14 protein-coding genes and 3 pseudogenes are annotated in these 17,297 nt (G+C 42.2%); 9 read left to right on the plus strand and 8 right to left on the minus strand.

The window, feature by feature from the left end:
- From DXA05_RS14945 to tet(X), 3 genes and pseudogenes are all read left to right on the plus strand, one after another.
- Window positions 1-548, plus strand: a pseudogene (locus tag DXA05_RS14945) (tetracycline resistance ribosomal protection protein); the annotation flags it as partial.
- A gap of 293 nt (window positions 549-841) precedes the next feature.
- Entirely contained in the window at window positions 842-1,822 is a 981-nt protein-coding gene (locus DXA05_RS14950) for an IS30-like element IS4351 family transposase (RefSeq protein WP_005794072.1), read from the plus strand.
- 595 nt (window positions 1,823-2,417) lie between these two features.
- Entirely contained in the window at window positions 2,418-3,584 is a 1,167-nt protein-coding gene (gene tet(X), locus DXA05_RS14955; RefSeq protein ID WP_005783159.1) for a tetracycline-inactivating monooxygenase Tet(X), read from the plus strand.
- Between the two features lie 212 nt (window positions 3,585-3,796).
- On the opposite strand, the gene erm(F) is transcribed toward tet(X), so the two are convergent.
- Complete coding sequence (gene erm(F) / locus DXA05_RS14960) at window positions 3,797-4,597, minus strand: 23S rRNA (adenine(2058)-N(6))-methyltransferase Erm(F) (protein WP_002682030.1); 801 nt, start codon at window positions 4,595-4,597, stop codon at window positions 3,797-3,799.
- Between the two features lie 138 nt (window positions 4,598-4,735).
- Between erm(F) and DXA05_RS27720 the strand changes: the two are divergent.
- From DXA05_RS27720 to dnaG, 6 genes and pseudogenes are all read left to right on the plus strand, one after another.
- A pseudogene (locus DXA05_RS27720) lies at window positions 4,736-5,562 on the plus strand (IS1380-like element ISBf11 family transposase); the annotation flags it as partial.
- Window positions 5,554-6,294, plus strand: a pseudogene (locus DXA05_RS27725) (prephenate dehydratase domain-containing protein); the annotation flags it as partial. The pseudogenes DXA05_RS27720 and DXA05_RS27725, both read left to right, overlap by 9 nt.
- Window positions 6,269-7,447 (plus strand): aminotransferase class I/II-fold pyridoxal phosphate-dependent enzyme, encoded by a 1,179-nt coding sequence (locus DXA05_RS14970; protein WP_128859326.1) that lies wholly within the window; start codon window positions 6,269-6,271, stop codon window positions 7,445-7,447. The pseudogene DXA05_RS27725 and the gene DXA05_RS14970, both read left to right, overlap by 26 nt.
- A 108-nt stretch (window positions 7,448-7,555) precedes the next feature.
- Window positions 7,556-8,617, plus strand: a complete 1,062-nt coding sequence (locus DXA05_RS14975) for a bifunctional 3-deoxy-7-phosphoheptulonate synthase/chorismate mutase type II (RefSeq protein WP_004307852.1) — start codon at window positions 7,556-7,558, stop codon at window positions 8,615-8,617.
- A 130-nt stretch (window positions 8,618-8,747) separates the two neighbouring features.
- On the plus strand, window positions 8,748-9,521 hold the full coding sequence (locus DXA05_RS14980; RefSeq protein ID WP_004307851.1) for a prephenate dehydrogenase/arogenate dehydrogenase family protein: 774 nt from the start codon (window positions 8,748-8,750) through the stop codon (window positions 9,519-9,521).
- A gap of 122 nt (window positions 9,522-9,643) precedes the next feature.
- Window positions 9,644-11,722, plus strand: coding sequence for a DNA primase (gene dnaG, locus DXA05_RS14985; RefSeq protein WP_128859327.1), 2,079 nt, complete (start codon window positions 9,644-9,646; stop codon window positions 11,720-11,722).
- A 111-nt stretch (window positions 11,723-11,833) separates the two neighbouring features.
- Here dnaG and folE read toward each other — a convergent pair whose 3' ends face one another.
- The 7 genes from folE to ndk form a co-directional block, all read right to left on the minus strand.
- Window positions 11,834-12,424 (minus strand): GTP cyclohydrolase I FolE, encoded by a 591-nt coding sequence (gene folE / locus DXA05_RS14990; RefSeq protein ID WP_004324710.1) that lies wholly within the window; start codon window positions 12,422-12,424, stop codon window positions 11,834-11,836.
- Window positions 12,425-12,431: 7 nt separating this feature from the next.
- The gene (locus DXA05_RS14995) at window positions 12,432-12,881 is read right to left on the minus strand and encodes an SPOR domain-containing protein (protein WP_004307848.1); all 450 of its coding nucleotides are present in this window, start codon (window positions 12,879-12,881) and stop codon (window positions 12,432-12,434) included.
- A gap of 110 nt (window positions 12,882-12,991) precedes the next feature.
- On the minus strand, window positions 12,992-13,750 hold the full coding sequence (gene tpiA, locus DXA05_RS15000) for a triose-phosphate isomerase (RefSeq protein ID WP_004307847.1): 759 nt from the start codon (window positions 13,748-13,750) through the stop codon (window positions 12,992-12,994).
- A 106-nt stretch (window positions 13,751-13,856) separates the two neighbouring features.
- The gene (locus DXA05_RS15005) at window positions 13,857-15,215 is read right to left on the minus strand and encodes a BT_3928 family protein (protein ID WP_117810290.1); all 1,359 of its coding nucleotides are present in this window, start codon (window positions 15,213-15,215) and stop codon (window positions 13,857-13,859) included.
- Window positions 15,205-15,747, minus strand: coding sequence for a DUF1599 domain-containing protein (locus DXA05_RS15010; RefSeq protein WP_004307845.1), 543 nt, complete (start codon window positions 15,745-15,747; stop codon window positions 15,205-15,207). Before DXA05_RS15010 ends, DXA05_RS15005 begins: the two co-directional genes overlap by 11 nt.
- Before the next feature lie 122 nt (window positions 15,748-15,869).
- Window positions 15,870-16,739: a peptidoglycan DD-metalloendopeptidase family protein gene (locus tag DXA05_RS15015; protein ID WP_004307844.1), complete on the minus strand. Its 870-nt coding sequence runs from the start codon at window positions 16,737-16,739 to the stop codon at window positions 15,870-15,872.
- A 19-nt stretch (window positions 16,740-16,758) separates the two neighbouring features.
- Window positions 16,759-17,223, minus strand: a complete 465-nt coding sequence (ndk, locus tag DXA05_RS15020; RefSeq protein WP_015532309.1) for a nucleoside-diphosphate kinase — start codon at window positions 17,221-17,223, stop codon at window positions 16,759-16,761.
- Window positions 17,224-17,297 lie beyond the last annotated feature (74 nt).

Genomic DNA, 17,297 nt, shown 5'->3' on the forward strand with positions numbered 1-17,297 from the left:
AAATCGAAAGTGACATCTCCTATGGTTATCTGAACCATTCTTTTCAAAATGCCGTTTTTGAAGGGATTCGTATGTCTTGCCAATCTGGTTTACATGGATGGGAAGTGACAGATCTGAAAGTAACTTTTACTCAAGCCGAGTATTATAGCCCGGTAAGTACACCTGCTGATTTCAGACAGCTGACCCCTTATGTCTTCAGGCTGGCTTTGCAACAGTCAGGTGTGGACATTCTCGAACCGATGCTCTGTTTTGAGTTGCAGATACCCCAAGTAGCGAGTTCCAAAGCTATTACAGATTTGCAAAAACTGATGTCTGAGATTGAAGACATCAGTTGTAATAATGAGTGGTGTCTTATTGAAGGGAAAGTTCCATTAAATACAAGTAAAGACTATGCCTCAGAAGTAAGTTCATACACTAAAGGCTTAGGCACTTTTATGGTTAAGCCGTGTGGGTATCAAATAACAAAAGGCGGTTATTCTGATAATACCCGTATGGAAGAAAAGGATAAACTTTTATTCATGTTTGAAAAATCAGTATCATCAAAATAATGGAACGATCCAGGAATTTCTATAAGACAATACGGTTGGGGTATATACTTATCTCCGTTCTTATCGGATGTATAGCATATAATAGCTCTATGAATGGCAGGAGATAGAAGCATTAGAACTTGACAACTTGAGTTCAACTTATAAATGCAACTTTTTGGGTGCGGATAATAAGCAATAAAAACATTTATTTTTCAGAGAGGAAAGAGAGACAATGTCCCCCTTTCTCTCACTCTGAATGGATAAAGTTTGCTATCTTTGCTTTAATTGTCCGTCCAAAGAAAAAAAAGTTGCAGATGAGCAAACATATAACCGAGGAACAAAGGTATGCAATTTCTATGATGTTGCAAATACCGATGAGCAAAAAAGCAATAGCGGAAGCTATCGGAGTAGATAAAAGCACTGTTTACAGGGAGATAAAGCGCAATTGCGACGCCCGAAGTGGTAGCTATAGCATGGAGCTTGCCCAGCGAAAAGCAGACAGGCGCAAGCAGCAAAAACATCGCAAGGAAGTGCTTACACCGGCAATGAGAAAACGGATAATAAAGCTGTTGAAGAAAGGATTCAGCCCGGAGCAGATTGTCGGCAGGAGCCGCTTGGAGGGAATTGCGATGGTATCTCACGAAACGATATATCGCTGGATTTGGGAGGATAAGCGGCGGGGTGGCAAACTGCACAAATATCTTCGCAGACAAGGTCGCAGGTATGCCAAACGTGGTTCTAAAAATGCAGGGCGAGGATTTATCCCAGGCAGGGTGGATATTGATGAGCGTCCCGAGATAGTGGAACTGAAGGAGAGATTTGGTGATTTAGAGATAGATACAATTATTGGTAAGAACCACAAAGGTGCCATTCTTACCATTAACGACAGAGCAACAAGCAGGGTCTGGATACGCAAGTTGTCGGGAAAAGAAGCCATCCCGGTAGCTAAGATTGCAGTATGGGCACTGCGGAAAGTGAAAAACTTAATACACACAATTACGGCTGACAATGGAAAGGAGTTTGCAAAGCACGAGGAAATTGCGCAAAAATTGGAAATAAAATTCTATTTTTGCAAACCATACCACTCATGGGAACGTGGTGCCAATGAAAACACCAACGGGCTTATCAGGCAGTATATCCCAAAGGGTAAGGACTTTAGTGAAGTAACCAACAAACAGATTAAGTGGATTGAAAATAAACTCAATAATCGACCTCGTAAAAGACTTGGATACCTCACGCCAAACGAAAAATTTAAACAAATTATTAATCAGAATTCTGTTGCATTTGCAAGTTGAATTCAGCCTTGAATTCAAATCACAGAGAAGTGAATAGACAGTATTACCCGACAGAGCAACTACGACAAAGCAATGCCATCAAAAAAAATGACAGCACACACAAAGCATAGACTGATTGTCTTGCCCTAAAAGATTGATTGGAATTTATTCAGGACTGCCTATCACTTAGATAGAAGTCCAAGGTCTGCTGAAATACATAATTCAAAAATTGAAATTGCTTGACTGCAAATTTAGTAACTTTGCTTGACAAATTAACGAGAAAGAAGAGAAAATGAAAGCCGACCGCATAACATCACCTATACGCAAGCAGGGGGTTCGTGCTTCGTAAGACAGGAAAGTGGTAAATTTAAAGTTCAGTTCATCGTAGGTAGCTTAGTGGTAAAAATCCCTGCCTGCGTATAGCTGCAAACCGTTGTTAGCAATCCGCTGCGCTCCTTGCTAACAATGGCTCGGCGACTTACGTCGCTTGCCGTAAGCCGCCGCTTCGCGGACTGCTTACAACAAGCGACTTGGCTAAATAGCTCCGCTTTTGTATCTTCGATACAGCTTCGCTACTTCGCCAATTCGCCGAGCCATTGTTATGGGCCATTTTTGAATGACAATGCGAATAGATACAGACAAACAAATGAATTTACTTAGTGATAAGAACGTTGCAATAATTGGTGGTGGACCCGTTGGACTGACTATGGCAAAATTATTACAGCAAAACGGCATAGACGTTTCAGTTTACGAAAGAGACAACGACCGAGAGGCAAGAATTTTTGGTGGAACCCTTGACCTACACAAAGGTTCAGGTCAGGAAGCAATGAAAAAAGCGGGATTGTTACAAACTTATTATGACTTAGCCTTACCAATGGGTGTAAATATTGCTGATAAAAAAGGCAATATTTTATCCACAAAAAATGTAAAGCCCGAAAATCGATTTGACAATCCTGAAATAAACAGAAATGACTTAAGGGCTATCTTGTTGAATAGTTTAGAAAACGACACGGTTATTTGGGATAGAAAACTTGTTATGCTTGAACCTGGTAAGAAGAAGTGGACACTAACTTTTGAGAATAAACCGAGTGAAACAGCAGATTTGGTTATTCTTGCCAATGGCGGGATGTCCAAGGTAAGAAAATTTGTTACCGACACGGAAGTTGAAGAAACAGGTACTTTCAATATACAAGCCGATATTCATCAACCAGAGATAAACTGTCCTGGATTTTTTCAGCTATGCAATGGAAACCGGCTAATGGCATCTCACCAAGGTAATTTATTATTTGCTAACCCCAATAATAATGGTGCATTGCATTTTGGAATAAGTTTTAAAACACCTGATGAATGGAAAAACCAAACGCAGGTAGATTTTCAAAACAGAAATAGTGTCGTTGATTTTCTTCTGAAAGAATTTTCCGATTGGGACGAACGCTACAAAGAATTGATTCATACGACGTTGTCATTTGTAGGATTGGCTACACGGATATTTCCTTTAGAAAAGCCTTGGAAAAGCAAGCGCCCATTACCCATAACAATGATTGGGGATGCCGCACATTTGATGCCGCCTTTTGCAGGGCAGGGAGTAAATAGTGGGTTGGTGGATGCCTTGATATTGTCTGATAATCTAGCCGATGGAAAATTTAATAGCATTGAAGAGGCTGTTAAAAATTATGAACAGCAAATGTTTATCTATGGCAAAGAAGCACAAGAAGAATCAACTCAAAACGAAATTGAAATGTTTAAACCCGACTTTACGTTTCAGCAATTGTTAAATGTATAAAATGGAATAAAACGGCACATAACAAACAAATTGGCAATAGAGCCGGTGAAGTACTTCTATTGAACTTTTGTGCAATGTTGAAGATTAGTAATTCTATTCAACATTTGTGCTAAAAGTCGGCTCCATCGCCAATTTGCCAGCCGTTATGCGGCAGCTTAAAAAAAGACGACACCAAACCAAAAAAATCATCTTGACAACCACCCGACTTTGAACTACGAAGGATGAAATTTTTCAGGGACAACTTCCAGCATTTCCAAAAAACAGTTTAACCATTGACTTGGAGACAAACAAACAATTTGAGCATTAAGGTTTAAACCGAATTTTTCCGAAATTGACCTGACCTGACTTTTCCTGAAAATCGACTTTAAAGCTGTTTTTACAGATAAATCAGGTTTCTCTAACAGACAGGAAATAAATGCTAAGTATTTGGCTTTAAACTTAAAATCAAAAAATAAGTGTTTTCTTTTAATGTTTAACAGGGCTGATTTGACAGTTGGCGGTGGCAAGAAACTTTCAGGACCTACCTCATAGACAAGTTTCAAATCAAAAAAAGTATGATAGAAAACGGTATATGGATTGTAAAGCTTCCTCGAAAATAACTTTTGTGTAGGTTCTAATTGAAGGACAATGGAACCTCCCAGAAAATTTCCAAGACTCTCAAACATCAGGATTTTGAAAATATCGGAAGTAATGCCATAAGGAATATTTGACACCACTTTGAAAGGAAATTTCGGAACTGCAAAATTCCTAAAATCACAACCGACAACTTGAACATTTCGGGCATCAGAAAATAATTTTCGTAAATGTTCAACCAAAGCTGTGTCGTTTTCAATAGCAACAACATTGTTGGCGATTTTTAATAAATGAACAGTAAGAAACCCCTTGCCTGCCCCAATATCTAAAACCGTATCCTGATTACTTATATTTGCTTGTCTTATTGCATCTTTTATTAGCACTTTATCAATAGTAAAGTGCTGACCCGTAAAACGAACGGGCAATTTCTTTTTTGTCATTACCTTAATTCCGCAACACTTTGATTTAACTTTATTTATAAGTACCTGAGCAACAAAAAGTTGCTCAGGATTTTGCCATGTCAGATTTTTCACCTATCTTAGTGTTGCAAATCAAAATATGTATCAAACCCGACAGACATGGCAAGGGTAGCAATAAAATCTGAGAAACTCTCTCCTTTTGGAGGTATTTTTCCAATAATGGAGCAATTTGATTCCAAGCTCTCATCTGTAATCGACTCAACCCTCGGTATGAGATGCAGGCTGTATGGTTATCAATACAGCGAAATCATCCGTTCGCTTATGAGCGTTTATTTCTGTGGCGGCTCATGCATCGAGGATGTCACCACTCATCTGATGTATCACCTCTCGCTTCATCCGACACTTCGCACATGCAGTGCCGACACGATTCTCAGAGCCATAAAGGAACTGACCCAGGATACATTTCCTACACATCCGACACTGGCAAGACCTACGACTTCAACACGGCAGACAAGCTGAATACACTGCTCCTCAATTGCCTATTGTCCACAGGGCAGCTGAAAGAGGGCGAGGGGTATGACGTTGACTTCGACCACCAGTTCATAGAGGCTGAGAAGTATGATGCGAAGCCTACATACAAGAAGTTCCTTGGTTATCGCCCTGGCGTGGCAGTTATTGGCGACTTGATTGTCGGCATTGAGAACAGCGACGGCAACACAAATGTCCGTTTCCACCAGAAGGACACGCTGAAGAGGTTCTTTGAAAGGTTTGAACAGAACAAGCTTATTATCAACCGTTTCAGAGCTGATTGCGGCTCGTGTTCTGAAGAGATAGTGGAAGAGATTGCTAAACACTGCAAGACCTTCTATATCCGTGCCAACCGATGCAGTTCGCTCTACAATGACATCTTTGCCCTCAGAGGTTGGAAGAAAGTGAAATTGGGCGGTATTGAGTTTGAGCTGGCCTCCATTCTCATCGAGATGTTTACTTCGATACGAAAAGACAGCCAGGTTATCGGAATGCTAGCCATCGAGAATACGATTGCGGGAAGCTTGCTGCACAACAATGAGTTGCTGCGACAAAGCGGCACACAAATCATTGGTGAATACAAACTGCGTATCTCGCACAGCTTTGTCTGTCTCCCTGATGAGAGTTGGGAAGACCTGACTGAAGTCAACTCCCACCCTATCGCCCTGATGCAATGTCGCGAATTTCTGAATCAGCACCCACAGTTGAAAGTAGTGGAAGGTGAAGATACTGCCCGCAGCGCGGAAATCATCAAGAATGAAAGTCTGAAAGGCCATGCCGCTATCTGCTCCAAAGCAGCAGCCGAACGTTACGGCATGAAAATTCTTCAGGAAGGCATTGAAACGAACAAACACAACTTCACCCGTTTTCTGGTAGTTGCCGATCCCTGGCAAGTGGACGAGCTCCGCCAACATCATGTCAACGCAACCAACAAAGCGAGTATGGTATTCACTCTTCCGCACACGGAAGGTAGTCTGTCACAGGTTTTGTCTATTCTATCGTTCTATAATATCAATCTGACAAAAATCCAATCGTTGCCAATCATCGGACGGGAATGGGAATACCAATTTTACGTAGATGTGGCTTTCAACGATTATCTAAGATACAAGCAATCTATTGCCGCAATCACTCCATTAACCAAAGAACTTAAATTATTAGGCGAATATGCAGAAGGAAAGTCAAACGTATAAAATCGCTCCTGCCGACAGATTGGCAAGTGTTAGCGAATACTACTTCTCAAAGAAACTTAAAGAGGTAGCACAGATGAATGCTGAAGGAAAAGATGTCATCAGCCTCGGTATCGGAAGCCCCGATATGCCTCCTTCGAAGGAAACCATCGAAACATTGTGCAACAATGCTCATGATCCTAACGGACACGGTTATCAACCGTATGTAGGTATCCCCGAACTGCGCAAAGGTTTCGCCAATTGGTATCAACGCTGGTACGGAGTGGAACTGAATCCGAATACGGAAATACAACCATTGATCGGTTCGAAAGAAGGAATCCTCCATGTTACGCTGGCATTTGTCAATCCGGGTGAGCAGGTGTTAGTCCCGAATCCGGGATACCCCACCTATACTTCTTTAAGTAAAATACTTGGCGCGGAAGTTATCAACTATGACCTGAAAGAAGAAGACGGTTGGATGCCCGACTTTGAGGCACTGGAAAAGATGGATCTTAGTCGTGTAAAACTGATGTGGACCAACTACCCGAATATGCCGACAGGAGCCAATGCTACTCCGGAAATCTATGAGCGCCTTGTTGATTTTGCCCACCGAAAGAATATTGTGATTGTGAACGACAATCCGTACAGCTTTATCCTGAACGATAAGCCTATCAGTATTCTAAGTGTGCCGAAAGCCAAAGACTGTTGCATCGAGTTCAACTCTATGAGCAAGAGTCACAATATGCCCGGCTGGCGTATCGGTATGTTGGCATCGAACGCAGAATTCGTGCAATGGATATTGAAAGTGAAAAGTAATATCGACAGCGGTATGTTCCGTGCCATGCAACTGGCTGCAGCAACTGCTCTTGAAGCAGAAGCAGACTGGTATGAAGGCAATAACGAAAACTATCGCAACCGTCGTCACCTCGCCGGTGAAATTATGAAAACATTGGGATGCACCTACGACGAAAAACAAGTAGGAATGTTCCTTTGGGGAAAGATTCCCGCTTCCTGCAAGGATGTAGAGGAACTGACGGAAAAGGTGCTGCATGAAGCAAGAGTGTTTATCACTCCGGGATTTATTTTCGGCAGTAACGGAGCAAGATATATTCGTATCTCTCTTTGTTGCAAAGACAATAAACTGGCGGAAGCACTGGAAAGAATAAAAAGAATATAGGTTTCTGTTGTTCTCTCTTCAAAGAAAAAGAGAAGAAAACAGCAGCATAATGAGACAGAATAATTTCAACAAAAACAAGTTATTAAAAGAATAAAAACAAATAAGAATATGGAACTCGAATCAATTTTATTACCGGGCATTGAAGCTAAAAGACCGATTGTCATTGCTGGCCCTTGTAGCGCAGAAACTGAAGAACAAGTAATGGATACAGCCAAACAACTGGCAGCAAAAGGACAGAAAATATACCGTGCCGGCATCTGGAAACCACGTACCAAACCGGGAGGTTTCGAAGGTATCGGCGTAGAAGGTCTTGCCTGGTTGAAAGAGGTAAAGAAAGAAACAGGAATGTATGTTTCTACGGAAGTAGCAACAGCCAAACATGTTTACGAATGTCTGAAAGCGGGAATCGATATTCTTTGGGTAGGCGCACGTACCACTGCCAATCCTTTCGCCGTACAGGAAATCGCTGATGCGCTGAAAGGTGTTGATATCCCTGTATTGGTTAAGAACCCGGTGAACCCGGATCTCGAATTATGGATCGGAGCACTGGAACGTATCAACAACGCTGGTTTGAAACGTCTGGGTGCTATCCATCGTGGTTTCAGCAGCTATGACAAGAAAATCTACCGTAATCTTCCCCAATGGCATATTCCTATCGAACTGCGCCGCCGTATCCCTAATCTTCCGATTTTCTGTGATCCGAGCCATATCGGTGGAAAACGTGAATTAGTAGCTCCGCTTTGCCAACAGGCGATGGACTTGAACTTCGACGGTCTGATCGTAGAAAGCCACTGTAACCCTGACTGCGCTTGGAGCGATGCTTCCCAACAAGTTACTCCGGACGTACTCGACTATATCCTCAATCTGCTGGTGATCCGTACTGAAACGCAATCTACCGAAAGTCTGGCACAACTCCGTAAACAAATTGACGAATGTGACGACAATATCATTCAGGAACTATCAAAAAGAATGCGCGTAGCCCGCGAAATCGGTACTTACAAAAAAGAGCATGGAATCACCGTTCTTCAAGCCGGACGTTACAATGAAATCTTGGAAAAACGTGGCGCGCAGGGCGAACAGTGTGGTATGGACAGCGAGTTTATGAAGAAAATTTTCGAAGCCATCCACGAAGAATCGGTTCGTCAACAGATGGAAATTATTAATAAATAAAAAGCAGTCTCTCCACTAACCCTCTTCCAAAGAGAGGAAAGAAAGTAACCTCCTGTTCATATTGATAAGAGTAACTTTCAGTCTGTTCTCCTTGGGAGAGGGTTAGGGAAAGGATTTTTAAATAAACATTATGAGAATATTAATCCTTGGAGCCGGCAAAATGGGCTCTTTCTTTACTGATATATTAAGCTTTCAACATGAGACGGCCGTGTTCGACGTCAACCCGCACCAGTTGCGTTTTGTCTATAACACGTATCGTTTCACCACATTGGAGGAGATTAAGGACTTTGAACCGGAACTGGTTATTAACGCCGTTACAGTGAAGTACACGCTGGATGCCTTTCATAAAGTATTGCCTGTGTTACCGAAAGACTGTATCATTAGTGACATTGCCTCTGTAAAAACAGGACTGAAGAAGTTTTATGAAGAAAGCGGTTTCCGTTATGTCTCCAGCCACCCGATGTTTGGCCCTACTTTTGCTAGTCTTAGTAATCTAAGCAGCGAGAATGCCATCATCATCAGTGAAGGAGACCATCTGGGAAAAATATTCTTCAAAGATCTCTATCAGACATTGCGTTTGAACATCTTCGAATATACGTTCGACGAACACGACGAAACAGTAGCTTACTCGCTTTCTATTCCGTTCGTATCGACTTTTGTATTTGCTGCCGTAATGAAACATCAGGAAGCTCCGGGAACTACGTTCAAGAAGCACATGGCAATTGCCAAAGGCCTATTAAGCGAAGACGACTATCTGCTTCAGGAAATCCTGTTCAACCCACGCACTCCGGGACAGGTAGCCAATATCCGCACGGAGTTGAAGAATCTTCTCGAAATTATCGAGAACAAAGATGCGGAAGGAATGAAAAAGTATCTGACTAAGATTCGGGAGAAGATTAAATAATCCATTATCTATTATATAGAGAGGGAGGCAATATTTAACGATCCTCTGCATACTTTTTTGTTTGCAGGGGATTTTTTTATGTGTACCTTTGTATCCGCAAAAACGGATTCACAGGAGAAAGAATGATAGATCAAGTTACCATAGACCGGATATTGGACGCGGCACAAATTATGGATGTCGTTTCGGATTTTGTCACCCTGCGCAAACGTGGTGTCAATTACGTCGGTTTGTGTCCGTTCCACAGTGATAAAACTCCTTCTTTTTATGTCTCTCCCGCCAAAGGATTATGCAAATGTTTTGCTTGTGGAAAAGGTGGAAACGCAGTGCATTTCATTATGGAGCACGAGCAGATGTCATATCCGGAAGCGCTGAAGTACCTTGCCAAGAAATACAATATTGAAATCAAAGAGCGGGAATTAAGTGATGAAGAGAAGTTTGTGCAAAGCGAACGTGAAAGTCTGTTTATCGTCAATAACTTTGCGCGCGATTATTTCCAAAACATACTAAAAAATCATATAGACGGGCGTAGCATCGGTATGGCTTATTTCCGCAACCGTGGCTTTCGCGACGACATTATTGAGAAATTCCAATTAGGCTACTGTACTGAAAGTCACGATGCATTCGCCAAAGAGGCAATCCAAAAAGGATATAAGAAGGAGTATCTGGTAAAGACCGGACTTTGCTACGAAACGGATGACCACCGATTGCGGGATCGTTTTTGGGGACGTGTGATTTTCCCTGTCCATACGCTTTCCGGTAAAGTGGTGGCTTTTGGCGGACGTGTACTTGCCAGTGCAACGAAAGGGGTTAAAGTTAAATATGTCAATTCGCCCGAATCGGAAATCTATCATAAAAGTAACGAGTTATACGGTATATATTTTGCCAAACAGGCTATTGTAAAACAAGACCGTTGTTTTTTGGTTGAAGGTTACACGGATGTAATCTCCATGCATCAATCCGGTATAGAGAATGTGGTTGCTTCTTCGGGAACAGCCCTTACACCGGGACAAATCCGTATGATTCACCGGTTCACCAACAATATGACTGTGCTTTACGATGGTGACGCAGCGGGTATCAAGGCCTCTATCCGGGGAATTGACATGTTATTGGAGGAAGGTATGAATATCAAAGTCTGTCTTCTTCCCGATGGGGACGACCCGGACTCCTTTGCCCGCAAACATAACTCAACGGAATTCCAGGCTTTCATCTCTGAACATGAAACGGACTTTATCCGCTTCAAAACAAACTTACTGCTGGAGGATGCAGGAAAAGATCCCATCAAACGTGCGGAACTGATTGGTAACCTGGTGCAAAGTATTTCTGTTATCCCGGAAGCGATTGTTAGAGATGTCTATATCAAAGAATGTGCACAGCTACTTCATGTAGAAGATAAGCTGTTGGTATCGGAAGTTGCCAAAAGACGAGAAACTCAAGCAGAGAAACGAGCTGAACAGACGGAACGGGAACGCCGGATGGCTGAAAGAACAGCTACAATGTCTCAAGGGACACCGCCTGAAAATGCTCCGATGCCCAACGGAGATATTCCGTTGCCCCCTGAAATAGATAACGGATATACAGAGGTTCCTCCCGCTCTGCAGGAAGACAACTATGCATCTTTTATCCCCCAGGAAGGAAAGGAAGGACAAGAATTCTACAAATTCGAACGGCTGATATTACAGGCAGTAGTTCGTTATGGAGAAAAAATCATGTGTAACCTGACTGATGAAGAAGGAAACGAGATTCCGGTAACCGTTATAGAATATGTGATTAATGATTTGAAAGAAGATGAGTTAGCTTTTCATAATCCGTTGCACCGCCAAATGTTATCGGAAGCTGCTGCGCACATGCATGATTCCAATTTCATTGCTGAACGTTATTTTCTGGCACATCCTGATCCGGTAATCAGTAAATTGAGTGTGGATTTGATTAATGTGCGGTATCAGCTTAGTAAATACCACTCTAAATCCCAAAAGATCGTAACGGATGAAGAGCGTCTCTATGAAATGGTTCCGATGTTAATGATTAACTTCAAATATGCAATCGTAACGGAGGAATTGAAGCACATGCTTTATGCCCTGCAAGATCCTGCTCTTGCCCATGATAATGAAAAATGTGACTCGCTTATGAAACGCTTTAATGAGTTGAAGACCGTACAAAGCATCATGGCAAAACGATTGGGTGACAGGGTTGTTCTGCGATGATTCCTCATCAGTGCCGAGAGATGTCTTCATCGGTGCCCCCCCCTCTTCATCGGTACCGAAGCCTGCCTTCCCCGATACCGAAACCCAATAGCGTTTCTTACCAGCTTTTCTCTACAAAGTCCCGTGTTGAATCAGATTCATAAACTCTTCACGAGTTTTTGCCTGATTGAAAGCCCCGGTAAAATCCGAAGTAGTAGTAATAGAGTTTTGTTTTTCTACACCACGCATCTGCATACACATGTGTTTGGCTTCCACTACCACCATTACACCCAATGGATTCAGTGTTTCCTGAATACACTCTTTGATTTGCAGTGTCATGCGTTCCTGCACTTGCAGGCGATGAGAGAATATATCGACTACACGGGCTATCTTGCTCAACCCGGTGATATAGCCGTTAGGAATATAAGCCACGTGTGCCTTCCCGTAGAACGGCAACATGTGATGTTCGCAAAGGGAGAAGAAATCGATATCTTTCACAATCACCATCTGACTGTATTCTTCCTGGAATTTAGCAGAGCGAAGCACTTCATGAGGATCCATGTGATACCCTTTCGTCAAGCTTAACATTGCTTTAGCCACCCGTTCCGGAGTTTTCAGCAACCCTTCCCGTTCGGCATCTTCACCCAACAAAGTTATAATACTACGATAATGACTCTTCAACTCCTCCAGATTCGGAGAAACAATTTCTTCTTTTTCTAACATGATACAATTATAAAGGAATATTGATCTGGTCTCTTACAATAGAAACCTCTTTGAACACACCGGTAGACTTCAACCGACGCATCATTGCGTCCGCCTCTTCAATGCTCCGGAAATCACCTACACGACAAAGCCAACGAGGTGGATTGAACGAAGTATATACTGTCAATTCAGGGAAATACTCTTTAACGCGTGATGCTACATGATAAGCATCATTCTTAGCCTGACGAGTATTATTACCGGCATACGCCTGTATTCTGAATCCGGAAGTCTTTATTACTTTCTGTTCACCTGTTGCAGGACGTTCCATCCCTATCAGAGCCTCAATACGGGGATCTTGATGAATAGTCACCTTTCCTTGTCCCGGAACGTTACGTTCCAGACTTTTGACAATGCCCTGTGCCTGTACACCGACAACTGCCAATACCAACAACAAAGTAAGTAAAGCTAGTTTTCTCATTCTATAAATAATATTTAGGCACGGATTACGCGGGTTACACAGTTTTCGAAATCTCTTGGACTAAACTATACCGTGTAATCCGTGAAATCCGTGCCTGAAAGAAGTTTTAATTATGCGTTAAAAGCATCAATGATACCTTTGAAATCAGATACTTTCAGAGCAGCACCACCAATCAAACCACCATCAACGTCCGGGTTAGCGAACAATTCTTTAGCGTTAGAAGGTTTGCAGCTACCACCGTAAAGGATAGAAGTATTGTCTGCGATTTCTTTGCCATACTTGTCAGCTACGATAGAACGGATGAAAGCATGGATTTCCTGTGCTTGTTCAGGAGAAGCAGTTTTACCTGTACCGATAGCCCAAACCGGTTCGTAAGCCAATACAATCTTAGAGAAGTCTTCAGCCGACAGAGAGAATACAGATTCCATTTGTGCAGCTACCACTTCGTTCTGCTTGTTAGCTTCGCGTTCTTCCAACACTTCACCGATACAGAAAATCGGAGTCAGACCGTTAGCCAAAGCCAATTTTACTTTTTCTTCAAGGATAGCAACTGTTTCACCGTAGTATGCACGACGTTCAGAGTGTCCCAGAATTACATATTTTGCACCAGTAGAAGCAACCATTTCAGCAGAAACTTCACCTGTATAAGCACCTGATGCTTTGTCTGCACAGTTTTCAGCACCTACACCAATCTTAGCAGCGTCTACCAACGGAGTAACAGAAGCCAAGTGGATGAACGGAGTACAGATGATTACATCACAGTTAGGCTTTTCGTTAGCCAATGCTTCGTTCAGTTCTTTAGCCAAAGCGATACCCTCTTGAAGGGTTTTGTTCATTTTCCAGTTTCCTGCAACAATGTTCTTTCTCATTTTGTTTTTTTATTTTAAAGGGTTAATAAATTTACGATTGGACGATTGACGATTGAACGATTCAGGTTAGTGTTCGTTACAGAGGGTCGCTCGTTATCATTTTTTCTTATTCTTGTTCTTCTATTCCTTGATTCTTTGTTTCCGGTTCTTTGCTTTTTATCTCTTCTTCTTGTTGCTTCCGCTTCGCGGTTTTCCGTTCCCGGCGGCGAACGACCAACACATCCACCCCAAGCACTAACAACAATGGAATAACAAACCACAGAAAAACATATCCTACCGTATGAGCGTCACTGCTCACTTTCTGCTTTCCTAGCGGCAGATTCTCCAGCTTGTCCGTCAGTACGTATTCATCCGGTATATCCTCATCGCTCCATTTATTCAGAATGGTTCCGTTCTTAATCAACATCAACCCCGGGTTGGAACGAACCATCGTCTTCAAAGTAATATCATCCATTTGGCAGAAAGGATATTCGGCTCCTGTCTTGTCCTTCCACAATTCTATCTGTTCCTCCGGTGAAGAAGTGAGGCAATAGAATTTGTAGCCATGCTCCACCGAATAGTCATATATCTCATTAATCAAATCAATGTTACTATCATCCGCCTCTTCAATGCGATGGGCAACCAATAGGAAAGTATATCCTATATCTGTCAATACATCGTCTGTTATATCTTCCCCCGTATTCAGATCTATCATAGAAAAATCATGAATAGCCGGTTCATATCCTTTTTCCTTAAGGATGGTACGCGTATCGACAAATGTCCAGGTACTATCCGGATAGTTATCCAACGTAAATTCTTTCTGCTCTCCGTTCTTCTCCAGGATAAAGATGCTTTCATATACGCTTGGTTTGGCTCCTTCGGGCATTGTCATTCCTTCCAGGATATTCTTTCCGATCTTGTAAGGGCGAAAGTCTAAAACAGGCAAACGGTCCAGGCAATAGAACGATAAAGTAAACACAAAAAACAGCGTATAGAGAGAAACCAGCCACTCCATCTTCACACTGATAAAACGAATCAGCATCCTCCTGTGACGGAAAGCCATTATTGCCGCAAACAGCAGAATGATATTCTTTCCAAATGTTTCCCAATTCGTCAATACCCAGGCATCACCAAAACAACCGCAGTCTGAAACCGGATCAAAGATGGCAAGATACAAGGTCAGTGGCGTCATGAAAATCATCAGCATCAAAGCCAATGAAGTAGCCAATGTTCTTCTTGTTGCAAAGAACAAAGAGATGCCTATAAAAAACTCAACGGCGGATAAAACGATACCTCCCAATAAAGGGAAGAATGAAGGGAACCAGGAAGCCATTCCGAATGCAGTCAGATAATCCTGTATCTTATACTGGAAACCCAGCGGATCAACTGCCTTTACAAATCCGGAAAAGATGAACGATGCCGCCAAAAGAAAGCGACACATATTCGCCACTACCTCCTGAATGATATGTAAGTTCTTATCCTTCAAATTCTATCTTAATCAGTCCGAAAACAGAGTAATTAATCATATCCATATAATTGGCATCAATACCTTCTGACACCAATGTATTGCCGGCCAGGCTCTCAATCTGCTTGGTACGGTAAATTTTCATCAGGATCAAGTCCGTGTAAGAGCTGACACGCATGCTCCGCCAGGCTTCATCATAATCATGATTCTTGGCAAGCATCAGTTCTAATGCCTCTTTTGCATACTTATCGTACAAAGCCATCGCTTCTTCATTGCTGATGTCGGCAGACTCGGCATACCCCAGTTCCAACTGGATAAGTCCGATGATGCCATAATTGACAATCGCAATAAACTCGGCACGGATTCCCTCGTCAATCAGGGTTACTCCTTTGGTTTCAATACTTCGAATCCGATTGGCTTTAATAAAAATCTGGTCAGTCACCGAAGCCGGACGCAGGATACGCCATGCAGGTCCGTAATCGTGCAGCTTCTTGGAAAATAAGTCACGGCACAAAGCGATGACATGTTCAAATTGTTGCTTGGTATCTTTCATCTTCTTCCAAATAGTGCGCAAAGGTAACAATAATTAAGTAAAAACAGAAAGAGGGCACTCTAAATTATATTAAAGTGCCCTCTTCTAAAGATATTGTATTACTGTTTTATAAGCTATATTTTTTATGAACAACGCAAAACCTGTCCGATACGCAAAGTAGTAGTCGGTTTGATACGGTTCAGTTTGCAAAGTGTACTGACTGATACGCCACGCAATTTAGCAATGCGGGACAATGTATCGCCACTCTTCACCTTGTGATAACGGATGGTACCGTCAGCCACTTGAGTATCATGAGAACCAGCACGCTTCACACCTTTTGCTTTGCGGAACGTATAAGTATCGGCAACGATATCTTGTTTCGGGAAGTCGAACATATAAATCGGATTAATTGCAATCCCCAGGAAGCGGGTTTCGAAATGAAGATGCGAACCAGTAGAACGTCCGGTGTTACCACCCAAACCGATTACTTCTCCGGCTTTCACTAATTGGTTTTCTTCAACCAATTGTTTTGATAAATGGCCATACACAGTTTCCAATCCATTATCATGACGGATAACGACATATTTTCCATATCCTCTACGCTCATATTTTACGATACGTACTTTACCGTCAAAAGCTGCTACAATAGTATCACCTATGTTCACTTTCAAGTCCAACCCATTATGCATTCTTCTCCAACGAGGACCGAAAGGCGAAGTAATTTTTGTACTTGGAGTTGGCATATGGAAACCTGTCAGGTCGATTGTATACGTATCAGGGATAATAGCATTTCCGTAAGCATGTACATACTGGTTGTTCCAGTTTGGATAAAGACTTAGGGCGGGATATTCGGACTGTTCGGCACGGATTTGCTTCTGCAAGGCCAAAGAGTCTACTGATTTTAATTTCTTGTCTATCGGTGCTTGGCGGGCAATCAGGTCTTGTGAGAAAGAGCTCAGACTGACCATAGCCGCAACAGCGACCAATCCTGTTTTAATAATGCTAAAATTCATTCCTTCTTTGTCAATTCAATTAATATTCGTCGTTTGCGTACAGGTAATCGAATGTAGCCTGCTTGTAATCGAATATTTCTTCCGGTTTAAAAAATCTCGTTAATTCAATAGCTGCAGTCTCCGGAGAATCGGATGTATGAACGATATTCTCTTGAAAGCTCATACTGTAATCCCCGCGAATGGTGCCTGGGGCAGCTAAACGTCCATTAGTTGGTCCCGCCAACGTACGGACTGTTTGAATAGCATCCACACCTTCGAAACAACAAACAATGACAGGAGTTGCCATCATCGAATCTTTCACACGCTGAAAGAAAGGTTTGCCGCTAAGGTGGGCATAATGTTCGCTTAACAATTCATCAGTCAGTTGCATCATCTTCATGCCGGCCAACCGTAATCCTTTACGTTCAAAAAGATGAGTAATCTCACCAACCAATCCCCGTTGAAGGGTACATGGTTTTAAAATGACCAGCGTTTTTTCAAGCATAATACTCGACTTTGCAAATGGTTAAACAATACATTTACTAAAAAAATTCCCCCAAAGGTAGTATTTTCCTATGA

This window comes from Bacteroides sp. AM54-2NS (assembly GCF_003602935.1).
In the GTDB taxonomy this organism is placed as follows: Bacteria; Bacteroidota; Bacteroidia; order Bacteroidales; family Bacteroidaceae; genus Bacteroides; species Bacteroides xylanisolvens.